Genomic DNA, 21,187 nt, shown 5'->3' on the forward strand with positions numbered 1-21,187 from the left:
GGACAAAGCATGCAATGAGGTTAATCTGCAGTTCTTATGGGAGACAATCGCTTTTACACAAGCATGACGGTGTTTGCTAAAGGTCGTTTCTTTACAATTCGATCTTTACGAATTTTTGACGCTTTCTTTTGTTGTTGAACTCTGTACATCTCCGACATGTACATCGACCTTGTCGAAATAAATTTCGACCTACGTAGTTGTCCATTGTTGGTTGTGATTGCTTAGTTTGGGTTGATGCCAATAAAAAGCGGAATCAAGATTGGGCAGAGTATGCTCATGATGAATCCGCTGGCGATGCAAACAGGGACGATTTGCGCACCGTGAAATTTCCCTAGCATAGGCAAGGTGAAGTCCATTGCCGTGGCGCCAGAGTATCCCACGGACATGTGGCTGTTTAATCGAGCAAGAAACGGGATAAGCATCAGAGCAAGGATTTCGCGGCTGAGGTCAAGCAAGAAGGCGGTGGTGCCAAGTACGGGATCGCCAAGTCCGGTGATTAAAATGCCCGATAGACTGTACCAACCAAACCCAGAGACAACCGCAAGCCCTTGGTGCCAACTGAGGCCTAATACTAAGCTACCTAACCAACCAGCGAATAAGGTCGTGATGATGGTGATCAGCGCAATAATAACGCCTTGAGAGTTTAAGAAGAGTTTGCGTAGGCGATAGTTGCCTTGTCTTAGCTGGCAGCCAATCAAGAACAATAAGAAGTAGAGTAAAAAGGTCACCATTTCATCGATGCCGGACACCCAATCTTTGGTGAAAAATCCCACAATAATCCCGACAACGACCCAAGCAATGGATTTCGCGGCATCCATTAAAGCATGGCTTTGTTTGCCCTCTGGGTTCTGTGATAAATGCTCTGCATGTGTACCACCGAAACGCATTCCACTCAAATAAAGCCCGAATAAACTGATCGCACTAACGAGCACAAAGAACACAACAGCTTGGTATCCAGCAACCAGTAGTTTTTCTGCAAGGTTGTCGAGCGCACCAAGGCTGAAGCCGATTAAACCCAAAATAAGGTACACCAACTGCTCTAGCCATTTCGCCACTCGAGCGGGAGAAAATACCTTTATATTCACCCAATAACCGAAAAGTAATGAGATAAGTAATGGGCCGAGTGTCGCGAGAATAGTCATGTAATAAAGATCGTCCATAATTGAGTTTTTAGGGCGCGTTATTGTCGCGAGAATTTCCAGTAAATACAATGATGTGAGTGAGTGTGTTTTGGCCTTGGTGGTTTTCTGTGCATTGTTGGGTGATAGGTGGTAAATTGCTCGGCTGTTTTTTTGTGTTCTATGGATAGTCGGCGGTGTTGTGTGGTTAAGCGTTTTCCTGTTTTGAAAGAAGTTCTCCATTTATTGTTTCCTATGGTACTCACGATGACCTTAGAGTTGTCGATCAGTGTAGTAGATACCATCATGCTGGGGCATTACAGAGCATTGCATTTGGCAGCGGTTGGATTGGCGTCGAGTCTTTGGTTGCCAGTAGGGTGCTTTTTGATTGGGGTGACGTTTGGGATTACGCCTTTGGTGACGCGTCACTTGCACGGTCGTCAGCCTAAGTTGGTAAATTTGTATATGTCTCAAGCTGTAGGTTTGTCTGTCGGCTTGGGTGTGTTGGCAAGTTTGTTGGTGGTTTTTGTGTTGCCATATTTTGCTGGCATGATGGCGACAGAGGAAGAAACTCGTCGAGTGTCGGTGAATTATTTATATATCTTCGCGCCTGCTTTGCCTATGTTGGCGCTGATGACGTCCTATAAAAATCTATTTGAAGCCGCGGGTCGCCCAGGCTTTCCTTTGTTTGTTGCGAGCACGGGTTTAGTGCTGAATGTTCTTTTTAACTACGTGCTTATTTTCGGTAAATTTGGCTTTCCAGCAATGGGCGCAGAAGGCGCGGCGGTAGCATCTTTGTTGTCTTTGTATCTGGCTGTAAGCATCTTTTTTGTGTACGACCGTTTTATTAATAAAACGCCGTTATTCACTCGATTAGTGTGGCGTTACACGCGTAAATTCTCGATCTTGTTAAACGTTGGTGCGCCAGCGGGTTTTGCTTTTGCCTTTGAAGTTGGGCTTTTCTCTTCAATGACTTGGTTGATTTCTTCCTTTGGTGATTTGGCTCTAGGCGGCGGACAAATTGTCATGTCCTATACGTCTTTCTTGTTCACACCTTTGATGGCGATGAGTGCGGTGACGGCGATTGTGGTGGCGAAAGCCATGTCTAAAGAAGGCGTCGAAGGTGTTATCAAACGGGTTCGTGTCATCGTCGGACTTGGCCTAACTTACGTGACGACTTGTTTTGTGGTGACTCAGCTTTTCCACAACCATATTCCTTATATCTACAGTAGTAATGAAGAGGTTGTGGCTTTGGCGGCGGGCATTTTGGTGATCTCAGCCTTTTATCAATTCCCAGATATGCTACAAGCGGTTTTCACTGGGGCTTTGCGTGGTTTTCGTGATACGCGTTCTTCTATGATTGCTTTTGGCGTGTCTTTGTTTGGCTTGAGTATGCCATTCGGTTACTGGTTATCTCATTACAGCCCTTGGTCTGAGACCTTGTCTGTTCGCGGCTTTTATATTGGCTTGGGTGCTGGTTTGTGTTTGTTGGCGACTATCCTCGTCTTGCGTTTCCGTATAGTGTTGAAACGTTACAAAGGCAAACGCATTGGGTCGCCAAGAGAAGTGGCTTAATAAAGTACGAGTGAAAGTGGAATAGGAGACAAGCATGCAATACGCCGTTCTAATTACTGGGTGTTCTTCTGGGATAGGTTTGGAAGCCGCGAAGATGTTGCAAGAGCGCAATTTCTTAGTAGTGGCCAGCTGCCGAAAAAAGGAAGATGTGGAAGCACTAAAAGAGCAAGGTATTAAACACGTTGTCCAATTGGATTTGGCGGATTCAGCTTCTATTCAGCAAGGCTTAGAAGATACCTTGGCGATTACTCAGGGCAAGTTGTTTGCTTTGTTTAACAACGGCGCTTATGGGCAGCCCGGTGCCGTGGAAGATTTACCAGTAGAGGCGCTACGAACTCAGTTTGAAAGTAACTTTTTCGGCACGCATGAACTCACGACAAAAGTATTGAAGCTGATGTTGGCGCAAGGTTATGGACGTATTGTGAACAACAGTTCTGTATTGGGCTTGGTGGCTGCGCCGTTCCGTGGTGCCTATAACGCCAGTAAGTTTGCTTTAGAAGGTTTGACAGATACCTTGCGATTGGAGCTTTCAGATACACCGATTAAAGTGAGTTTGATTGAGCCAGGCCCGATTGAGAGCCGTTTTCGTGCCAATGCTTTGGTGGCACTCAAAGAAAATATTGATATGGAAAACAGCCGTCATAAGAAAGGCTATGAAGAGGCAATTGCCCGTTTAAGTAAGGAAGGGGCAACGTCGTCTCAAACATTGCCAGCGAGTGCGGTAGTGAACAAGTTAATTCATGCGTTGGAGTCGCCACGACCAAGAGCGCGTTATTATGTGACCTTACCTACTTACGGCGCTGTCTTAATGAGACGAGTTCTACCAACTTGTTTGTTGGATTGGGTGATGCGCCGTCAAGGTGCTTGATATCAGCGTTTAAGCCATTTAGAGATGGCTGACAAATAGGCTTCGCGCGCTTCTTGATGAGACAGATAAAGGTCGTGGAAGCCTTTTGGAATGATGGCTTTGTCTAGGTTCGAAAAGGTTTTTTCGGCGGCTTGCTCCATGCTGTCTATGTCTAATACGCCATCCCCTTGTTGAGTTTCTTTTACCGTTTCTTTGCCAATTGTGCTGATTTCCGAACGACAAAGCAGGGTAGGAATGTCTATTTTCTGTGTCGCGAGATTATGTTGCGCACGGATAATTTCTTTTAGCCAATGGAAGGATAAATTAAAACCTTCCGCGGGTTTCCAATCTAATCGATAATCCCACTCTCCGCCAAACCGTGTGTGCAATGTTTTAGCGTAAGTGGTGATTTTCTTGGCTCGTAGAAAGGCAAAAGGAAATATCGATACCAAAGCGCGTATTGGCCAGCTGATTCGGTTAAGCAGAGCTGGTGGGAATGGCAGAGCTAGAAATGGGCTATTGAGTATGAGTCCTGTGACTTCTGGAAAAGCTCTGTTGTAATGGCTTTCTCTTTCTGGAAGTGCGTAGGGTTGCGCAAGATAAGATGACGCAATAAGCCCGCCTGTTGAATGTGCCATGATGACCACTTCTTTCACGCCATCTTGTCGCATTGTCGCGAGCGCTATGTCTAAATCTTGCCCGTATTGTTCGATGGAATCACACCAATTTGGTGGCGTAGATGGACGAATCGAGCGACCGTAACCCTGTAAATCCACGGCGTAAAAGCGATAACCAAGCTTGATAAAGTGTTCTGCTAAGCCTTTTTGAAAAAAGTAATCTGTGTATCCATGAACATAAAGAATGGCTTTGGCGGTTCTTGGTCGGCCGATATGATGAACCAATGTTGTGTGTACTTGCGTTTTCGGCCCAGGAAAGGCGAAAGTGCGGGATATGAAGTCTGCGCCCAATAAGTCTTCACCTTGGCTGACTTGTGTCCAATGTTGTCCTATTGGTGCGCTCATAATGACCTTCTTATTTTTCTAATTTGTATTTAACCAAAGTTGTCCTATTGGTGCGCTCATAATGACCTTCTTATTTTTCTAATTTGTATTTAACCAAAGATGTTGTCGCCAAGTTGATCGATAGTCATTTTGGCTTTGCGTAATGTCACTTCGATGCATTCGTCACGGCTTGGAATGAGGTCTGAACGAATGAAGTTGTGCACTTGTTGTTCCTCACCTTCGCCTTTGGTAATGGTTGCTGCGACTCTCAGTTGGCCTGCGTCTTTGATTGGTGCTGGGGTGATCATAAAACCTTTGTATTCAATAGCTTCTTCGGTCGGCTCTGGTGCGCTTTCGCCTCCGGCAAATAAACTTTTTAAGCCTGATAAGATTCCCATTGTTGTGCTCCTAATAATGAATAAATACTCTGTTTGAAGCTATTCTTCTGGGAACGGCGTCATTAGTCAAATATCAATGTGAGTATATTGCAGAGTCAGTGAGTTTATTCCTGCTTGCTGTATACTTCAGCTTAGTATGAATTAATGAATAGGGCAGATTAGAAATGAATGAAACACAAGCCAATAATCCGTTGCATGGCATTACGTTAGAGCAGATATTGATAGAGTTGATTGATCATTACGGTTGGGAAGAGTTGGCTGTGCACATCAACATTAATTGCTTTAAAAGTGACCCTTCTATCAAATCCAGTTTGAAGTTTTTGCGTAAAACTCCTTGGGCGAGAGATAAAGTCGAGAGCTTGTTCTTAGAAACCTTCTTTTGATGACCTTGTAAAAAGTTGAGTGTTAGCTCATTTCAGGGCAAGGGCCGCCATCATGACGAACGATGTTTCGGCCTTGGTTCTTAGCAAGGTAGAGGTTTTGGTCTGCGTTTCGTAAGAAAGCGTTGAATTCCATTCCTCTTTTTAACTCAGATATACCAATGCTCACAGTTAACGTGATGGTGTTGTCCGCGACTTTAAACTCATGTTTTTCAATGCTTTCACGAAGGTTTTCTGCAAACTCGCAGGCGTCTAATGGAGAGGTGTTTTGTAAAGTGACTAAGAACTCCTCTCCTCCAATCCGGTAAGCGTTGTCTTTGCCAACGTGCTTTCTTAAAAGGCTAGAAAATTCTACTAAGATGAGGTCGCCCACTTCGTGACCAAACTGGTCGTTGATCTTTTTGAAGTAGTCCACATCCAAAATTAAAAGCTGGGTTGTTTTGGCATTGTTATCTTTCGAAGAATTAAATTCCTCGAAGAAAATTTCTAAGGCATGACGATTCTTTGCTTCTGTGAGCGGGTCTTTATAAGCCATGTGATGGAGTATTTGGCTGTTTTTAATGTATTGGTTCTCGTATAAAAAGCAGACTGAATAAGCTAAAAAATAAGCGCCAGTGAAATTCAAGGCAGAGCGATAAGCGAACATTTGCTCTGTGTCACTTTTAGTGATGATCAAATACAGTGTTGGAATCAGTACCAGAACAGAGTAAATCAGGCTTTTTTTGGGACCTAAGAAAATGCAGTAAAGAGGAGGCAGAATAAGCAACCAATAACTGATGCCTGTTCTTAAGTCCACCATGCTGAAGGTGTAAAAAATGACCGCTGAAATGGAAAACAGTAGAAAATTGATACGACGAGCGTTAACTGTACCAGTGCGTTTTGCAGACCAAAAAAAGTAAACATTTAGCGCTCGAGAACGGCTTCTAGGAAAGCGATATCAAACTGTTGAAGATAGAGATTTATAAGACTGAACGCCAGCACGATTAGCCCAGTAATTAGGCTAAGGCGTCTGTGCAATACAGCTTTGGTTTTAACGAATTGTATGTCAGTTTGAATGCTTTGCATGTAAATTCAACGCTATGAAAAGAATTGCAATGCCATATTGTAATCATTTGTATTCAATAAAGCTTATGCGAGCAACAATTTGTTACAAACTGGAATGAAGTGATCGGCAGAGTGAATGAGACTTTGTGCCGTTAAAGCTTCCACGCCGTAAACTTCTACCTTGGTTTGGTATTTTTCCCTAAGCGTATCCGCCAGCAAAGCAAAATCCCCATCCCCGGAAGCCAACACCAGTACGTCGCTGTCTTTGCCGTATTCGATGCCATCAATCGCAATGCCAACATCCCAATCGCCTTTGGCAGAGCCATCGGAACGCTGAATAAAAGGTTTTAATTTCACTTCAAAGCCAATGGCTCGCAGGATGTTTTGAAATTGTCGTTGCTTCTCATCACCTCTGTCTATGGCGTAGGCGATGGCTTTCACCACGTTTCGACCTTCTGTGGCTTGCTTCCAGAAAGCGTTGTAATCAAAAGGACGTTTGAAAGTGTCCCTTGTTGTGTAATAGACGTTTTGTACGTCTACTAAAATGGTGACGTTTTCCATTGCAATCCTGATGGTCAATTGTGACGTTAGTGGGTTAACCGCATATTGCTGTCTTTATATAAGCGCGTTTCATGAGCCATTAGCGCCAGTTCTTGCAAACTGAGCGGCTTGGAGGGCGACATTTGTAAGCGTAGCTGTTTTTTGCTCGCTTGAGTGTTTAATGATGGATCTTGAGAAGGTTTCAAAAAATCGACTAGGGTGTTGGTAATTTCATCTGCTTCTACTGAGTTCGCTTTTGCGACGCCTAGGCTTTGGCTTAGAAACTTCAGTAAGCTAGCCAGTTGATTTTCTTCCTGCTGACTTTTGGGTGTATCAGGAATCAGCCGAGTAACAAGCCCTGAATCCTGATAGCGAATGTCTAAATCGTTAATTTCCAAAGCCTCACCATGAATGAAGAAGAGCCCTAAAGGCTGTCCCATGGCGATAGACGCAAGCAAGTCTGTACGTATCTCGTGCATGGATAGCTCGTTGTTCAATAAACGAATATGACTAGAAGTCGATAATATGCCCAAGTCTTTGATATCGAGCTTGAATTGGGAAGTTACTTGATCCTCATTGATTGTAGAAGATAAAGAGCCTTTGCCTAGCAATGTGGTGATGCCAGCGATTTTCATTAGACGCCTTGTGTCGTAGGAAAGGCTTTCTGCTGGGCTGTTTTTTATCCAGAAATCCACATCTAAATCAGGGTAGGTTAATGGGTAACTGTTTAGGGAAATTCGGCTGAACTGCAACCAAGGCGAGTTTTCGAAGCCAAAGCTCACTTCTTCGATAGATGGCGTCAGTGTAAAAGGGTTAAAGTGCACGGTTTGATAATGAACAAAAGGCGTTAAGCCAGCATCGTCGAGTTGCTTTTTAAGGGCTTCTTCCGTGTATTGTGTGCCAAAATATTTGATGGCGTAGAGACCTAAAACAGTTAAGCTGAAAACCACAAAAAGTGACACAAGAATACCGACTTTTTTGTCTTTAATGTTTGCTATAAAACGGCTCAATGCATTAATCCATAACTAAAAAGATGAGAGAAATCTATGGTGAGTTAGGTTAAGTGCCTTGTATTGGGGATGCAATGAAAAGTTGAAGGATAAAAGAAACTTAGAGGGATAAAGTGTGGCCGCACCCTGTCTATGTTATAAATAATCAATTCTCCTCACTTTTGATGGACTCATCCAAAACATGCACACACTCACTTTTATTCTAGTTGCCTTAGTCGCTGTCGAGCATTTTTATATTTTGGTATTGGAAATGTTTATGTGGACTAAGCCAAGAACCTTAAAAGTATTTGGTATTGATCCAGCTTTGGCTGAACAAACAAAAGCCATGGCGGCAAATCAAGGACTTTATAATGGCTTTTTGGCGGCGGGTTTGGTGTTTGGTTTAATGCATGGTAACGAAGCCTTTGCCATGCAGCTGCAAGTTTTCTTCTTGTCCTGCGTTGTTGTCGCGGCGATTTATGGCAGTCTGACCGTGAAGAAATCCATTATTTTGGTTCAAGGCTTGCCGGCCGCTTTAGCACTTTTGAGTGTGTTGACTCTGGGGTGATTAGAGAGCAAGTAAGGTTTGTTGTTATATTTTCTGCGCTAACTGTTTTTCTAAGGAGTGGCCGTGAGGTCTGTTTCATTACGTCGATTAATCATAGTGCCATTTTTTGCGCTGGCTTTAATCACTGGTATTACTATGTATTTTGTTGCGACGACAACCATGTCCAACATCGCCAACAAAGTGGGTTTGCAATATATCCATGAAGTGGAAAGTCGAGTTCAAGAGCGTATTCGTAGCTTTATGGCTCCGTTACTACGCATTGTTGAAGTGAATCAACAAGCTTTTTTAGCGCGTCCGAATGAACTGAATGATTTGTCGAAAGCAGCAATACGCTTTCATGAGCAGGGAATGCCTTACCGACAAATGACCTTTATTTCAGTTGCCACATCCGATGGTCGTTATCTTACCTCTGTACAAACACCCGTTGAGAATCGCAGCCATCACCTCGCAACAAATTTTGTTCATAAACCTCTCACAATGGAAGGGTTCAATTACGACCCTACTGTCGGCATTGGCAGTAAAAGACAACAAGACGCTGAGTTTACATACGACCCGAGAGTTCGACCTTTTTACCAAAGCGCTGTCGGTTCAAAAACGCCTGTTTGGGGAAAGATAGAGCGTTATTATGGGTACGAAGCATTGGGGGCGACTCTTTCTGCGGCCATTTATGACAACAATGACACCTTGTTAGCCGTAACCGCGACCAGTGTTGCGTTAAACGAGCTGGATAACTATTTGAAGTCATTAGAGATTGTAGATGACGGCTATCTTTTTCTTGTCGAGCAAAACGGCGACATGATCGCAACATCGACTGATACGGAGCTATTCTCAACTCAAAATGGCAAACCAAAACGAGTTAACCTGCTTGAGCATCAGAATGGTTTGTTTCGTTTGGCGAGTGAGTATTTAAAGGACGGTGCCTATCGCCTTTCTCTAGATGGGCGTGACTATTTGTATCATGTGCATCCTGTCAGTTTTGAGTACGGTGAAACCTGGTTATTGGGCGTATTAATTCCGAGTGCTTACCATGAAAACCTTCTAAGTGATTATAATCGCAGCTCTATTTTGATTACGCTCGGCTTGTTTATTTTTATCAGTTTGTTAGGTGCTTTAATTGCTTGGTATATTGGTAAACCGATTCAATTATTGAGTGCCGCAACGAGTAAGAAACGTCTTGAAAACATCCAAGCTTTACCTGAATCGATTAGCAAGGTCAAAGAGATAAACGCTCTGAACCAAGGGTTAAAAGAGATGGCGGATGATCTTAGTGATGTGATGCATAATCTCGAAGCCAAAGTGGCAGAAAGAACGCTTTTGCTTCAAGGCGAGAATGAAAACTTGCTTGAAACATCTGTCAAAGATGAGCTAACAAACATTTATAATCGCCGCGGTCTTAAACAAGATTTTATTAGAGTCGTGGGAGTCGACGGCGAGCAAAAACACAATGTGACACTGGTCTTGTGTGACATCGATCATTTTAAAGTATTCAATGACAAATATGGGCACGGAGAAGGAGATAAAGTCCTGATCAAGGTGGCTGAGAGTTTAAATCTGTACTCCCGAACTGGGATTGATATTGTTGCTCGATATGGCGGTGAAGAATTTGTTCTAGTGTTTTCCAATATGTCGTTAGATCATGTTTTAGAAAGGCTCAATGGAATTCGACAAGAGTTAAAAAATACAGAGTTGGCTGGAAAAGAGCGTATCACAATGAGTTTTGGGGTTGCGCATCATGAGAGTAGTGACAGCATACAGATTGAAGATTTGATAAATAAAGCGGATGAGAAATTGTATCAAGCTAAAAATGGTGGCCGGAACCAAATTGTTAGCTAAGTGTCTCAAAAGCCGGATAAATTACCTCAAGATCAAAATGCTTTTAAACGTTAAAAGGAGTTAATTATTTCATCATTAATACCAGGACAAGACGATTTGTGGTTTTTGCCATTGGGTGGCACGGGCGAAATCGGTATGAATATGAACCTGTATGGCCATGATGGCCAATGGTTGATGATAGATTGCGGCGTTTCTTTTAATGAGCCTTTAAAGGCCGATGACCTTCATACTGCGGAAGTGGTTTGTGCCGATCCTACTTTTATTACCCAACAAAAAGAGCGGCTTGCGGGCATTGTTATTACTCACGCCCATGAAGATCATGTGGGTGCTTTGCCTTTTCTTTGGCGTCGTTTCAAATGTCCTGTTTACACCACGGCTTTTACTGCCGAAGTGTTACGTCGCAAGCTGATTCAAGTGGGTTTAGCAGACGACGTTCCTGTCATTGTGGTGAAAGAAAATGAGAGCCAAAGAATCGGCGTGTTTAACGTCACTTGGCTCGCCTTGACCCATTCTGTTCCAGAACCTTTTGCCATGACCATTGATACGCCAGCAGGGCGAATTTTCCACACAGGGGATTGGAAAATTGATAAGAAGCCTATTATTGGCGAAGGCTTTTCTCCTGCAAATTTCAAAGCACTTGCGAAAGAAAACATGCTTGCCATGGTGTGTGATTCCACAAATGCCTTACAAGAAGGCCATTCGGTTTCAGAAACGGACTGCTATGAAGCCTTATTAAAAACCATCTCGACAGAGAAAAACCGTGTTGTTGTCGGTTGTTTTAGCAGCAACGTGGCTCGGCTGGTGGCGCTTGGTCGCGTGGCTCAAGAAACAGGGCGCTATTTGGCGCTGATTGGCCGCTCTTTAACCAACATGGTGGGTGCGGCCAAGGCGACAGGACATTGGCCCGATGATTTGCCTTTAATTGATGCGGCGCATCTTGGGTATTTGCCGCGAGAAGAAGTGCTTGCAGTGGTTACTGGAAGCCAAGGGGAGCCTCGAGCGACCTTGAATCGCCTTGCGGCAGGAAACTGTTTTGACTTAACGTTGGAAGCGGACGACATGGTGATTTTCTCCGCCATGATGATACCTGGCAACGAAGACGCCATTATGCGTTTGGTGGAACAATTCAAAGGCCAAAAAATTCGCACCTTGCAGCAACAAGATACAGAGCTGCCCATTCACGTCAGCGGGCATCCATGCAGAGAAGAGCTTAAGCAGCTTTATACTTGGGTTCAGCCGCAGCTGGCGATTCCCGTTCATGGTGAGCCAAAGCACCTTGTTGCCAATGGCGATGTCGCGAAATTGAGTCATGTGCCGAATCAGTTAGTAGGCCGTAATGGCGACCTTTATCAGCTTGCTCCCAGTGTAAAAATCCTTCGAGAGCAAGTGAAGGTCGGTCGTATTGCTCTATCGCGTTAGTGATTTATGAAAAGGTCGGTGCGAACACGGTTTTTGATGTTTGCCCCGGAATCTCTTTCGCGAGCTTAGGCACCAAATAACCGGGTAATTCTGCGGCTACTTTTCCCATTAATTTTTGCGCTTCTTCAATGGATACATCAAAATGCGCTGCACCTTCTACGGGATCGAGCGTGAACATGTAATAAGGCAGAATACCTGCCGAAAATACCGCTTCGCTTAAGTTTACTTGTGCTTCTACTGAATCGTTAATGCCTTTCAATAATACGCCTTGGTTGAGCAAGGTAACGCCCGCTTGCTTCAGCTTGAATGCAGCTTGGGCAAGCTCTTCATCTACCTCGTTGGCGTGATTTATGTGCCAAACCATAATGATGTCTAGGCGGCTTTGTTTTATCCAATCCAGCATGTCATCACACACACGAGCAGGAATCACCACAGGTAAACGGGAGTGAATACGCAGGCGTTTAATTTGTGGCAAAGCCTCGATTTGACGTACTTTATTGGCGAGTAAGGTGTCTTTCATCATTAATGGATCGCCACCACTCAGGATTACTTCGTTGACCTCCGGATGTGCGATTAGATAATCAATGACAGATTGCCACTCGGCTTGAGCCAGTTGGTTGTCGCCATAAGGAAAGTGACGGCGGAAGCAATAGCGGCAATTTACCGCACAAGTTCCTGTGGTGATAACCAGCAAGCGGCGTTTGTATTTATGCACAATGGCTTTTTGCGGATTGTGGTCGGCTTCTTCTAATGGGTCTTTGTTGTAGCCTGCTACTTTCAGCATTTCTGCTGCGTCTGGCATGACTTGGCGTAATAAAGGATCGTTCGGATTGCCGTATTCCATTCGAGATAAATAAGGTCGTGGCACCAGAAGTTTGAAGCTGTGTTGAGCGTCTTGGCCTTGAGTGATGAGTTCTTTGGGCAAACCAAGGCTTTCAATAAGGTCATTCAGAGAGGTGATTGCCTGTGTGAGGTGTTGGGGCCAGCTTGTTGTGTTCTGTGTTTTAATGGGAATCACGTCAAATATCTGCAAAATGTTGTTGATTTGGGTTATTATGGCGCCAACTTTTTTGGCCTTTCGTAGGCTGATGGCTTTTAAAGATCTTATAAAAGACCTTTAGACTGACATGATACGCCAGTCGGAGCCTTTTCTCTAAATTTATACCGTGAGGATTTATGGCTAATATTTCTACTAGCGATATGCGCACTGGCGCGAAAGTAATGGTTGATGGCGACCCATGTTCTGTTTTAGAAAACGAACACGTTAGACCAGGCAAAGGCCAAGCCTTTAACCGTTTAAAATTGCGCAACTTGAAAACAGGCCGCGTTTGGGAGCGTACTTTTAAATCAGGCGAATCTCTTGAAGCTGCTGACGTGATGGAAACCGATATGGAGTATTTGTACACCGACGGCGAATTCTGGCACTTCATGGCGGTTGATGGGTCTTTCGAGCAACACGCAGCAGACGAAAATGCCATTTCTGACACGAAAAATTGGCTGAAAGAGCAAGAAAAATACGTTGTGACTTTATACAACGGCGCTCCTCTTGCTGTGACTCCACCAAACTTCATTGAACTTGAAGTGAAAGACACGGATCCAGGTGTAAAAGGTGATACTGCAAACGGCGGTTCTAAGCCTGCTTACTTGGTGACTGGTGCCATGGTTCGTGTGCCATTGTTCATCAACATCGGTGAAGTATTGCGTATTGATACACGCAGTGGCGAATACGTTTCCCGCGCGACTGGTAAGTAACTTTTGGCTTCTTAGCCGAAGCAAATCAAAGAAAAGCCTTCGATAGAACACTATCGAAGGCTTTTTTATTGCTATTCGTTTCAGAGTTTAATCGTCTTAAAGCTCTACAATTAATTTGCCTGTATTTTTACCGTCGAATAAAAGATTTAAACCGCTTGGTGCGCTTTCCAATCCTTTAATAACATGAGCACGATACTTCAATTCGCCTTTCATTAGCATGCCGCCAAGTACTTGACCGTATTCTGGAATACGGTGGAAATGATCTGGCATGGTGAAGCCTTGAATGGTTAAACGCTTCTTGATGATGTTTAACCAGCTTGGGCCAAGGTCTGGCACTTCTTTTTGGTATTCTGCAATTAACCCACAAACTGCGATTCGACCATGGGCGTTCATACGCTCGAAAATGGGTGTTTGTGCAGCACCGCCGGTATTTTCAAAGTACAAATCAATGCCTTTTGGTGTGGCTTGAGTAAGCTGTTCTGCGAAGTCTGCATCCTTGTAATTGAGGGCGTGATCAAAACCTAATTCGTCTTTTAGCCACTGGCATTTCTCTTCAGAGCCTGCGACACCAACAACGGTTAAACCAAGATTTTTCGCCATTTGACCAACGAGGGAGCCAACAGAGCCCGCGGCGGCTGTGATAGCTATGGTCTGTCCCGCTTCTGGTTTTAATACTTCAAATAAACCGTGGTAAGAGGTGATGCCTGGTAGGGCAATGACAGACAGAATCGCTTCGGCTGGTAGCTCTTTTGGAATCAGATTAATACCTTTGCCATCGGTTAAAGCATATTCGGTCATTCCCATCAGCCCCATTACTCGGCTACCAACAGGGAAACTTTCATTTTTGGATTCAACCACTTCGCCAATGCCGCTAGCACGCATCACATGACCAAGCTCTACGGGTGGAATGTAGCTTTCTGTATCTGGGCTCATCCAACCACGCATAGCAGGATCGAGAGAAAGGTGAGACAGCTTAACCACAAACTCGCCTTCGCTTGGCGTTGGAATCTCTTGAGTGGTGATTTCAAAAATGTCTGCTGTGATTTCCTTTTCAGGGCGCGCAATAAGCTTGATTTGGCGATAAGTCATAACCTGAATTCCTATAAAAAATGTGGTGGCATTTTAACGTATTCTTTCTATCGGATTGGCGGCGTTATTGAGGAGAAAATATGAATTATACAGACTAGACAAGCGGTAAATAAGGCTGGGTTATTCACATCTTCTCTAGAAGATATAAAAGACACTTTTAATCACTTATGAGGGTGTTTATCTGCTTTGTATACACCATGTATTTTTACCGAGAGACCAGAACAAAACTTAATAGCACCAATAGATATCATGAATTCTGTGCTGAACTCACCTGTGCACTCGACGTCTCTATACAAGCGCAGATCTTAAACATCCTTAAAGATCTACAAGAACACTTCAACCTCACCTTAAGATAACTACATGCAAGAGCTTCTATCATTTTATGCTACAGCGGAAAGAAGTAAGCTTAGAGCTTTCTATTTTAAAAAGAGATTGAATTAACTCTAAAGAATGTTAAATAGCAACTCAATATAGGATATTAAATGTCGTTACTTAAAAAATTGAGGGAGTCAAGGAACCTAAGTCACTCTGAATTAGCTAATCAAATAGGAGTGTCCTCTGACGAGATCAAAAGCTGGGAGAAAGAGGCTAGTTGTATTTCTAAAGATGGGCTTAGTAGTCTTGCATATTATTTTGGCTCAAGTTCGGAAGAACTTCAGGATATGTTTGCAGGCAATGAATCTTATATCATGACGAATACACATTATATTTTCGCTGAAGATGAAGAAAGTGGTTGGTGGGGGCATTTTGGATTATGTCTTAATGGGCAAAAAGATTCTAAGTGGTTTCCAATAACATTAGGACAGGCCAATAGGATATCGAATGCCTTAGACAATATGAGTTCAAGAGATCAGTGGCTAACGGTAGAGACATTGAATAATAGAATTCTACTATTTAGGCCCACTATGGTAAGCCGTATGTGGACTCTGGATGATGATGCTGATCAGCCTATGGGAGATTGGAATCCTCCTTGGGACGGTTATTCAGGTAACCCCAGTGAGTTCTATAAAGGGTTAGAAGAGTACTATTGGTCATCTATTGGTTGTGAAGGTGAGTATACTGTTGCGAAAAATGTTCAAGCGGCTGTTGAGTCTTTTACTGATATCCATGATTTAGACCTTGAACAAGTAGCGGAGCTTGTTCTAGAAACACAAATTTATAATCTAGAGGGTAGGACTTTTTCTCATATTGTTGATGGATCTAGATTATCTGAACTCATGTTTAGTGCTGACATAGGGGAATCAGTAATGATATTAAACCTGAGTAATGACAACTTTGATTTTTATATTCCCAGCGATAATGTGGCGTTAATTGATATGCCTAAAAGGTTTGTAGATCAATACATTAGGGAAGAGGGATATTTCGAGGAAGATGAAAATGCAAACTGAGACGGTTAACTCTGTGACCGAATTCTTATGTTTGGTGGAAGAGATAAATGCTAGGCATTTTGATGCAAAGTATAAATATGATGTTAAGCAAGAAGGTCACCTTTTATATCGTGGTCAAGGACAAGACTTTCCACTGCTTCCGAAAATTGCTAGAGGCGAAAGTTACCAAAATCCATTAATTAAAGAATCGTATTTGCTTTCTGAATTTAAAGTTAGAGGGAGATTACATCGAGAAATTTCTCAACTGGATGTTTGGGGGATGTTAACGTTAGCTCAGCATTATGGGCTTGCTACTAGGCTATTAGATTGGACAAAAAATCCTTTGATTGCGATGTGGTTTGCCTGTAGTGATCCAAAGTCTAATGATAATCCGCATGTTTATATTTTATTACCTCATTGGGATATTGATTATTTAGACCGAGATACGATGTTAGAAACAAATCAACATAATGGGATATCCATATTGAGGACTCAATTAGAAGATACTAGAGTGGTTGCTCAAGATGGCTGGTTCACAGTGCATTCACCATCGAAAAAGTATGGGAGGTTTATACCTTTAGGCGAGCTTGAACATCATGCAGAAGGCATGACTAAAATTAAAATCAACCCTGATAATAAAAATAAAATTTTAAAAGATTTAGATACGCTTGGTATTAGTTATCAAACGATATTTCCTGATCTTGAAGGGGTATGCCAATATATAAATTGGCAATCTGAAGTACGTGTCGAGGGAAAATGATCTATGAGTTATAAACCACCTTTTATTATCACCTCCGATATTCTTAACCTAGTAGCTGAAATTAGTGAGCAAGTGGGTCGGTTAAATACCAGTGTCTTAAATACTTCGTCACAATTACGTAAACAAAACCGCATTAAAACCATTACAGGAACACTAGCGATTGAATGTAATACCTTAATGACAGCTAGGGAAGGTGTGTCTAGGGTCAGTAAGAAGTCATATTGATCTTGTCCTCCATTCCCATGCTCATTGGGCTTTTAAAAGCAAAGGCAGGCTTTGGTCCGACAATGACTTTTCTTTTTACCTCTTCTTTATTGAACCCTATTGTGATGGCGCTCTTCGTGCCCATTTTAGGCTTTAAGGTGGCCCTGTTATACGCGTCTCTTGCCGTGTTTGTCTCTTTGTTTTCTGGTTTTGTATTACACGCTTTGGGTTTTGAGCGTTTTATCAATTTTTAAAAACCTCGGCTACGATAGTTTGCAGGTGTTATGCCTGTTACCAGCTTAAAAGCTCGGCTAAAGTTGCTGACATCGTTATAACCAAGTTGGTAAGCAATTTGCTCTATGCTTTGCAGGCTAAGGCTTAGAGCTTGTTTACTCTGTTCGATGCGTGTTTGCAGAATATACTGACTGGGGGATAGGTGCAGTACTTGCTTAAAGCGTCTCATTAGGGTTCGCTCTGTCATAGACATATGTTTACAAAGGCGTTTTACCGTGAGCTTCTTGATGTCAGAGGTATCGCAAAACTGTTGAGCTTTGAGAACCAATGGATCCCCATGATGGTAATTAGGTTGAAAGTGCTGATAGTGGCTTTGTAAACGTGGACTTATTTCTAACATGGCGAAGTCAGCGACTTCTTTAGCGATGTCAAAGCCGGTGAATTTTGCAATTAGGTGCAAGATCAAATCTTGGTAGGCGAACAAGCCAGCTGCTGTTATCACACTTCCTTCATCGACCACCACATCTTGTTTTTCTATGGCTTTAATCTTGGGGAATTGTCGGGATAACGGTTCAAAGAGCCGCCAATGTGTGGTGGCCATTTTGTCGTCTAATAGTCCGGTTTCTGCCAACCAGAAAACACTTGCGCAACAGGCCACTATGATGGCGTTTCTTTGCTGCCATTCGTTAAGGTAATCTGTCAGACCTTCCGGTTTTATCGTATCGCTAAAAGGCGTCATACAAGGGGGTAAAAACAGTATGTTAACGTTTTCAGATAAGGTTGGATAATTGCCCACACAGACACGTTCACTAAGAAAGCTTGCCTCGTCACTGAAACGATTTGCCAATGTCAGAATATCTTCCACGCCAACGAGGGCGGCTCCCATCGCAGCGGGAAAATCTAAGAGAAAAAAGTGGCATTTCATGGTGTAAATCTCGTGTCATAAATTGACTTAAATTTGTCTATTTTAGACATAAAAGGCCAGTATAAAAACCGCTAATCTAGCGTCTTCATTTTATATCGCACTGATTAGGAGACTGATGATGCAATGTGCTTTACTCATTATTGATGTACAAAACGATTACTTCCCTGAGGGGGAATGTGAACTGAAGGCACCAGATAAGGCTGTAGAAAAATTGCTGCCATTGTTGGCTGAATTTAGAGAAAAGTCGTCCCCCGTTATTCACATACAACACCTGAGTAAACAAGGTAGCCGACCTTTTCTTGTAGAGGGAACGGAAGGTGCAGAGATTCATACCAGTGTTCAACCACTAGAAAACGAAACCATTATAGAGAAAAGATTCCCCAACAGTTTTTGGCAGACGGCATTGGAAAAAACCTTACACGCCATGCAAGTGGACACACTGTTTCTTACTGGCATGATGACGCATATGTGCGTCAGTGCCACCGCTCGAGCCGCAATGGAACGTGGATTTAAGGTGATTGTGGTGGACGATGCTTGTGCCACACGGGATCTCGTTTTTGATGGAGAAACCATTTCTGCAAACACAGTACATAAAACCGCGTTGGCAGAAATCGCCAGTTTCGTCACATTCCATAAAGCCGCAGCAGTTAACGGGTTGATATCATCTCTGAGATAATCTCACACAAAGACATTAGCTGTTGATAAACCTCTGTCTTATTAACAGCCTTGTCACCTCTTTCGCAAAGTGAATCGTACAGTGGCCAACCGCAATTAATACGGAAGCAGTCGTGGAAGTAATCGTGGGTGCTGAAGCAGGCTCCGCTGCGCATGTCGATGTGTTTTTCTAGGGCGGCTTTTTCAAGTTCTAGGCAGTTCAATTTTGGCACCTGAATCCAGAGTACAACGCCACCTTGTGGCAGGCTGATTTTGGCATTGCTGGGCAAGTGTTTGATCAGAAATTGGCGATATTGGTTCACTTGTTTGATGAGCATTAAGCGGGTCTTGTTGATATGACGACGGTAATCTCCTGTGTTGATGAATTCGGCCAAGGCGGATTGCATGAGGCCATTGACGCCAAATCCGGTGGCAAGGTGTTTTGCCAGATAGTCATCGAAATATCGGCCCGGTAAACACCAGCCAAGACGTAATCCGGCGGCTAGTGTTTTTGATACCGAGCCGCACCAGAGTACATAGTCTTCTTTGTCCCAATGTTTGGTTGGTAGATCTTGTTGTTTTTGGTGGCTGAGTTCGAAATAGATGTCGTCTTCGATCATTGGGGTTTGGTATTTTGCGGCCAATTGCGCCAGTGATTGTTTCTGTTTGGCGGGTAAGGTTAGTCCTGTTGGATTGATATTTGAGGTGCTGAAAAGCGAGGCGGTGACAAGCTCTTGTTGTAATACAGATTCAAAGTAGTCTAGGTCGATCCCATTTTCTTGCACTGGAATTTCAATCACGTTACGAGAAAGCCCTACCAGTAAATCCAGCAAGCCGCTGAAACAGGGCGAGCCTATGGCGATGGTGTCGCCTTCTTTTGTGACGGTTTCTATGGCTGTTCGTACTGCATCTATACAGCCGTTGGTAATGACCAACTCATCTCCTAAAAAACCAAAGTGTTCATATTGAAAGTGGCTTGCTAGGGCGCTTCTCAAGGTTTGCTCACCTTGTGCGTCTGGGTATTCAAAAAGTTGTTTGCTGGCTCTTCTGGTGACGCGTTTTATGCAGCGTTGCAGCTCTTGGATGGGTTGTAATTCTGGGGCAATCATGGAAGTGCCCAGTGGGGTGAAAAGTGTGGATGTTGGGTTGTAGCCGTTGTCTGGGGCAAAGGCTTTTGGGTCTCGCTGCTCTATGTTGTTTATTTGAATGGTTGGAAAAGCAGAGTGACTGGGTTGGCCAGCCACGTGTTGGTTGGTAACAAAGTAGCCTGATTGAGGCTGTGCGTATATCCAGCCTGTTTGTTGTAGGTAGTCGTAGGTTTTTGTGACAGTTGTCATGCTCACTTGGTGTTGTTTTGCCATGGTACGCAAGGCAGGTAAACGGGAACCAACGGATAATTTTTGCGCTTTTATGTCGGCAATAAATTGGTTGGCGAGGTCTTCGTATAGCGGCATTGGGTGGCCTTTTTTCTGAGTGAGCGAGAGCGTTCTCTTTAGATTGTACTCTAGTTTTTGTTAAAAATTGAACCTGCACTCTTTTTGTTTTTTTGTTGATACTGGTGGTCTTCTTATTCACAGCAGACCAACGGAAAGAAAATGACATTACGAGATTTAGGGTTATTGTTCGCTTTAATGGCGTTATGGGGATTTAACTTTAGTGTGATTAAGCTTGGGGTGAATGAAATTGACCCTTTCTTACTGACCGCATTGCGCTTTAGTTTTGCGGTGTTTCCCTTGATCTTTTTTATTAAAAAGCCGGATGTGCCGTGGCGATATTTAATGGCTTATGGGGTGTCTTTTGGGGTTGGCGTTTGGGGCATGACGACCTTGTCGATTGGGGCTGGTTTATCGTCTGGTATGGCGTCTTTGTTGTTGGATATGAGTGCGGTGAGTGGGGTGTTTGTCGGTTGGTATTTTCTTAATGAGAAGATCACTCGAAATAAGTTGTTGGGCACGGTGTTGGCTTTGTTAGGTTTGGTGTTGATCATTTACTCAGAAGGGGGCGCTGTGACGGCAAAAGGTTTGGCTCTTGTTCTGGCCGCTTCGGTGTTTTGGAGTGTGAATGGTTTGATTGTGAAGCGGGCGAATACCACGTCTATCTTTGCTTTCAATATCTGGGGGATGTTGTTTGCCCCTTTGTCTTTGTTGCTACTAGCTGTTTTCTTTCATGGTTCAGAAATACTGACGAATTTGCCGAGTCAGTTTACTGAGTGGGCCTTGTTCTCTGTTTTGTTTCAGGCGTATCCGACGACGTTATTGGGGTATTGGTTTTGGAATAAGATGATTATGAAATACAGTATTTCGAGTGTGGCGCCCATGACATTATTGGTGCCTGTGTTTGGTATTTTGGGTGGGGCTGTGTTTTATGATGAGGTGGTTGGTGTGAATCAGGTGGTGGCAACTGTGTTGATTCTTGCTGGGTTGTTTATTGGGCAAATGACGTTGCCCCGATTTTTAAAAGCAGTAATCGTAAAAGATTAGAAACAGAATA

23 protein-coding genes and 1 pseudogene are annotated in these 21,187 nt (G+C 43.4%); 13 read left to right on the top strand and 11 right to left on the bottom strand.

Going from position 1 to position 21,187, the window contains the following annotated elements; all coding sequences use genetic code 11:
• Nucleotides 1-221: 221 nt before the first annotated feature.
• On the bottom strand, nt 222-1,361 hold the full coding sequence (locus ACMUMQ_RS06985; protein WP_414681287.1) for a LysO family transporter: 1,140 nt from the start codon (nt 1,359-1,361) through the stop codon (nt 222-224).
• A gap of 12 nt (nt 1,362-1,373) precedes the next feature.
• Between ACMUMQ_RS06985 and ACMUMQ_RS06990 the strand changes: the two genes are divergently transcribed.
• Nucleotides 1,374-2,693, top strand: coding sequence for an MATE family efflux transporter (locus tag ACMUMQ_RS06990; protein ID WP_414681455.1), 1,320 nt, complete (start codon nt 1,374-1,376; stop codon nt 2,691-2,693).
• Between the two features lie 34 nt (nt 2,694-2,727).
• Entirely contained in the window at nt 2,728-3,561 is an 834-nt protein-coding gene (locus tag ACMUMQ_RS06995) for an SDR family NAD(P)-dependent oxidoreductase (RefSeq protein ID WP_414681288.1), read from the top strand.
• Nucleotides 3,562-3,563: 2 nt separating this feature from the next.
• Here the strand turns inward: ACMUMQ_RS06995 and ACMUMQ_RS07000 are convergent, their stop codons facing one another.
• Together ACMUMQ_RS07000 and ACMUMQ_RS07005 are read right to left on the bottom strand one after the other, a co-directional pair.
• A complete protein-coding gene (locus ACMUMQ_RS07000) occupies nt 3,564-4,562 on the bottom strand; it encodes an alpha/beta hydrolase (RefSeq protein WP_414681289.1) in 999 nt (332 codons plus the stop codon).
• 89 nt (nt 4,563-4,651) lie between these two features.
• Nucleotides 4,652-4,939 (bottom strand): HlyU family transcriptional regulator, encoded by a 288-nt coding sequence (locus tag ACMUMQ_RS07005; RefSeq protein WP_317002697.1) that lies wholly within the window; start codon nt 4,937-4,939, stop codon nt 4,652-4,654.
• Between the two features lie 164 nt (nt 4,940-5,103).
• On the opposite strand from ACMUMQ_RS07005, the gene ACMUMQ_RS07010 reads away from it, so the two are divergent.
• On the top strand, nt 5,104-5,322 hold the full coding sequence (locus ACMUMQ_RS07010) for a VF530 family protein (RefSeq protein ID WP_414681290.1): 219 nt from the start codon (nt 5,104-5,106) through the stop codon (nt 5,320-5,322).
• Between the two features lie 22 nt (nt 5,323-5,344).
• Here ACMUMQ_RS07010 and ACMUMQ_RS07015 read toward each other — a convergent pair whose 3' ends face one another.
• The 4 genes and pseudogenes from ACMUMQ_RS07015 to ACMUMQ_RS07030 all read right to left on the bottom strand — a co-directional run bounded on the left by ACMUMQ_RS07015 (nt 5,345) and on the right by ACMUMQ_RS07030 (nt 7,913).
• Nucleotides 5,345-5,854 (bottom strand): GGDEF domain-containing protein, encoded by a 510-nt coding sequence (locus ACMUMQ_RS07015; protein WP_414681456.1) that lies wholly within the window; start codon nt 5,852-5,854, stop codon nt 5,345-5,347.
• Between the two features lie 33 nt (nt 5,855-5,887).
• Nucleotides 5,888-6,208: pseudogene (locus tag ACMUMQ_RS07020) on the bottom strand (hypothetical protein); the annotation flags it as partial.
• Nucleotides 6,209-6,447: 239 nt separating this feature from the next.
• Nucleotides 6,448-6,924: an NYN domain-containing protein gene (locus ACMUMQ_RS07025; protein ID WP_414681291.1), complete on the bottom strand. Its 477-nt coding sequence runs from the start codon at nt 6,922-6,924 to the stop codon at nt 6,448-6,450.
• Nucleotides 6,925-6,950: 26 nt separating this feature from the next.
• The gene (locus tag ACMUMQ_RS07030) at nt 6,951-7,913 is read right to left on the bottom strand and encodes an aq_1923 C-terminal domain (protein WP_414681292.1); all 963 of its coding nucleotides are present in this window, start codon (nt 7,911-7,913) and stop codon (nt 6,951-6,953) included.
• A gap of 181 nt (nt 7,914-8,094) precedes the next feature.
• On the opposite strand from ACMUMQ_RS07030, the gene ACMUMQ_RS07035 reads away from it, so the two are divergent.
• From ACMUMQ_RS07035 to ACMUMQ_RS07045, 3 genes are all read left to right on the top strand, one after another.
• The gene (locus ACMUMQ_RS07035; RefSeq protein ID WP_414681293.1) at nt 8,095-8,460 is read left to right on the top strand and encodes a DUF1304 domain-containing protein; all 366 of its coding nucleotides are present in this window, start codon (nt 8,095-8,097) and stop codon (nt 8,458-8,460) included.
• Between the two features lie 63 nt (nt 8,461-8,523).
• Nucleotides 8,524-10,293 (top strand): sensor domain-containing diguanylate cyclase, encoded by a 1,770-nt coding sequence (locus tag ACMUMQ_RS07040; RefSeq protein ID WP_414681294.1) that lies wholly within the window; start codon nt 8,524-8,526, stop codon nt 10,291-10,293.
• A gap of 96 nt (nt 10,294-10,389) precedes the next feature.
• Entirely contained in the window at nt 10,390-11,712 is a 1,323-nt protein-coding gene (locus tag ACMUMQ_RS07045) for a ribonuclease J (protein ID WP_414681295.1), read from the top strand.
• A gap of 4 nt (nt 11,713-11,716) precedes the next feature.
• On the opposite strand, the gene epmB is transcribed toward ACMUMQ_RS07045, so the two are convergent.
• The gene (epmB, locus tag ACMUMQ_RS07050; protein ID WP_414681296.1) at nt 11,717-12,730 is read right to left on the bottom strand and encodes an EF-P beta-lysylation protein EpmB; all 1,014 of its coding nucleotides are present in this window, start codon (nt 12,728-12,730) and stop codon (nt 11,717-11,719) included.
• Between the two features lie 158 nt (nt 12,731-12,888).
• Between epmB and efp the strand changes: the two genes are divergently transcribed.
• A complete protein-coding gene (gene efp, locus ACMUMQ_RS07055; protein ID WP_414681297.1) occupies nt 12,889-13,464 on the top strand; it encodes an elongation factor P in 576 nt (191 codons plus the stop codon).
• A 96-nt stretch (nt 13,465-13,560) separates the two neighbouring features.
• Here efp and ACMUMQ_RS07060 read toward each other — a convergent pair whose 3' ends face one another.
• On the bottom strand, nt 13,561-14,553 hold the full coding sequence (locus tag ACMUMQ_RS07060; protein ID WP_414681298.1) for an NADP-dependent oxidoreductase: 993 nt from the start codon (nt 14,551-14,553) through the stop codon (nt 13,561-13,563).
• A gap of 482 nt (nt 14,554-15,035) precedes the next feature.
• On the opposite strand from ACMUMQ_RS07060, the gene ACMUMQ_RS07065 reads away from it, so the two are divergent.
• The 4 genes from ACMUMQ_RS07065 to ACMUMQ_RS07080 are packed head-to-tail and all read left to right on the top strand — an operon-like array spanning nt 15,036 to nt 17,138.
• Nucleotides 15,036-15,941 (top strand): helix-turn-helix domain-containing protein, encoded by a 906-nt coding sequence (locus ACMUMQ_RS07065; RefSeq protein WP_414681299.1) that lies wholly within the window; start codon nt 15,036-15,038, stop codon nt 15,939-15,941.
• The gene (locus ACMUMQ_RS07070; protein WP_414681300.1) at nt 15,931-16,680 is read left to right on the top strand and encodes an FRG domain-containing protein; all 750 of its coding nucleotides are present in this window, start codon (nt 15,931-15,933) and stop codon (nt 16,678-16,680) included. Before ACMUMQ_RS07065 ends, ACMUMQ_RS07070 begins: the two co-directional genes overlap by 11 nt.
• A 3-nt stretch (nt 16,681-16,683) precedes the next feature.
• Nucleotides 16,684-16,905, top strand: a complete 222-nt coding sequence (locus ACMUMQ_RS07075) for a hypothetical protein (protein ID WP_414681301.1) — start codon at nt 16,684-16,686, stop codon at nt 16,903-16,905.
• Between the two features lie 17 nt (nt 16,906-16,922).
• On the top strand, nt 16,923-17,138 hold the full coding sequence (locus ACMUMQ_RS07080; protein ID WP_527195808.1) for a permease: 216 nt from the start codon (nt 16,923-16,925) through the stop codon (nt 17,136-17,138).
• Here the strand turns inward: ACMUMQ_RS07080 and ACMUMQ_RS07085 are convergent.
• Nucleotides 17,135-18,043, bottom strand: a complete 909-nt coding sequence (locus ACMUMQ_RS07085; protein WP_414681303.1) for a GlxA family transcriptional regulator — start codon at nt 18,041-18,043, stop codon at nt 17,135-17,137. The two genes, ACMUMQ_RS07080 and ACMUMQ_RS07085, sit on opposite strands and share 4 nt — an antisense overlap.
• Before the next feature lie 115 nt (nt 18,044-18,158).
• Here ACMUMQ_RS07085 and ACMUMQ_RS07090 point away from each other — a divergent pair, with 115 nt between their 5' ends.
• Nucleotides 18,159-18,719: a cysteine hydrolase family protein gene (locus tag ACMUMQ_RS07090; protein WP_414681304.1), complete on the top strand. Its 561-nt coding sequence runs from the start codon at nt 18,159-18,161 to the stop codon at nt 18,717-18,719.
• On the opposite strand, the gene ACMUMQ_RS07095 is transcribed toward ACMUMQ_RS07090, so the two are convergent.
• Entirely contained in the window at nt 18,691-20,151 is a 1,461-nt protein-coding gene (locus tag ACMUMQ_RS07095) for an aminotransferase-like domain-containing protein (RefSeq protein ID WP_414681305.1), read from the bottom strand. The two genes, ACMUMQ_RS07090 and ACMUMQ_RS07095, sit on opposite strands and share 29 nt — an antisense overlap.
• Before the next feature lie 141 nt (nt 20,152-20,292).
• Between ACMUMQ_RS07095 and ACMUMQ_RS07100 the strand changes: the two genes are divergently transcribed.
• On the top strand, nt 20,293-21,177 hold the full coding sequence (locus ACMUMQ_RS07100) for an EamA family transporter (protein ID WP_414681306.1): 885 nt from the start codon (nt 20,293-20,295) through the stop codon (nt 21,175-21,177).
• Nucleotides 21,178-21,187: the final 10 nt, after the last annotated feature.

Source organism: Marinomonas algae, from assembly GCF_047525555.1.
Classification (GTDB): Bacteria; Pseudomonadota; Gammaproteobacteria; order Pseudomonadales; family Marinomonadaceae; genus Marinomonas.

Coding starts and splice junctions, on each gene's coding strand:
- ACMUMQ_RS07090 (WP_414681304.1), top strand. CDS start 18,159: ATGATGCAATGTGCTTTACTCATTATTGATGTACAAAACGATTACTTC.
- ACMUMQ_RS07005 (WP_317002697.1), bottom strand. CDS start 4,939: ATGGGAATCTTATCAGGCTTAAAAAGTTTATTTGCCGGAGGCGAAAGC.
- ACMUMQ_RS07085 (WP_414681303.1), bottom strand. CDS start 18,043: ATGAAATGCCACTTTTTTCTCTTAGATTTTCCCGCTGCGATGGGAGCC.
- ACMUMQ_RS06985 (WP_414681287.1), bottom strand. CDS start 1,361: ATGGAGAACTTCTTTCAAAACAGGAAAACGCTTAACCACACAACACCG.
- ACMUMQ_RS07015 (WP_414681456.1), bottom strand. CDS start 5,854: ATGGCTTATAAAGACCCGCTCACAGAAGCAAAGAATCGTCATGCCTTA.
- ACMUMQ_RS07000 (WP_414681289.1), bottom strand. CDS start 4,562: ATGAGCGCACCAATAGGACAACATTGGACACAAGTCAGCCAAGGTGAA.
- ACMUMQ_RS07010 (WP_414681290.1), top strand. CDS start 5,104: ATGAATGAAACACAAGCCAATAATCCGTTGCATGGCATTACGTTAGAG.
- efp (WP_414681297.1), top strand. CDS start 12,889: ATGGCTAATATTTCTACTAGCGATATGCGCACTGGCGCGAAAGTAATG.
- ACMUMQ_RS07075 (WP_414681301.1), top strand. CDS start 16,684: ATGAGTTATAAACCACCTTTTATTATCACCTCCGATATTCTTAACCTA.
- ACMUMQ_RS06990 (WP_414681455.1), top strand. CDS start 1,374: ATGGTACTCACGATGACCTTAGAGTTGTCGATCAGTGTAGTAGATACC.
- ACMUMQ_RS07095 (WP_414681305.1), bottom strand. CDS start 20,151: ATGCCGCTATACGAAGACCTCGCCAACCAATTTATTGCCGACATAAAA.
- ACMUMQ_RS07060 (WP_414681298.1), bottom strand. CDS start 14,553: ATGACTTATCGCCAAATCAAGCTTATTGCGCGCCCTGAAAAGGAAATC.
- ACMUMQ_RS07100 (WP_414681306.1), top strand. CDS start 20,293: ATGACATTACGAGATTTAGGGTTATTGTTCGCTTTAATGGCGTTATGG.
- ACMUMQ_RS07025 (WP_414681291.1), bottom strand. CDS start 6,924: ATGGAAAACGTCACCATTTTAGTAGACGTACAAAACGTCTATTACACA.
- ACMUMQ_RS07080 (WP_527195808.1), top strand. CDS start 16,923: ATGCTCATTGGGCTTTTAAAAGCAAAGGCAGGCTTTGGTCCGACAATG.
- ACMUMQ_RS07065 (WP_414681299.1), top strand. CDS start 15,036: ATGTCGTTACTTAAAAAATTGAGGGAGTCAAGGAACCTAAGTCACTCT.
- ACMUMQ_RS07070 (WP_414681300.1), top strand. CDS start 15,931: ATGCAAACTGAGACGGTTAACTCTGTGACCGAATTCTTATGTTTGGTG.
- ACMUMQ_RS06995 (WP_414681288.1), top strand. CDS start 2,728: ATGCAATACGCCGTTCTAATTACTGGGTGTTCTTCTGGGATAGGTTTG.
- ACMUMQ_RS07035 (WP_414681293.1), top strand. CDS start 8,095: ATGCACACACTCACTTTTATTCTAGTTGCCTTAGTCGCTGTCGAGCAT.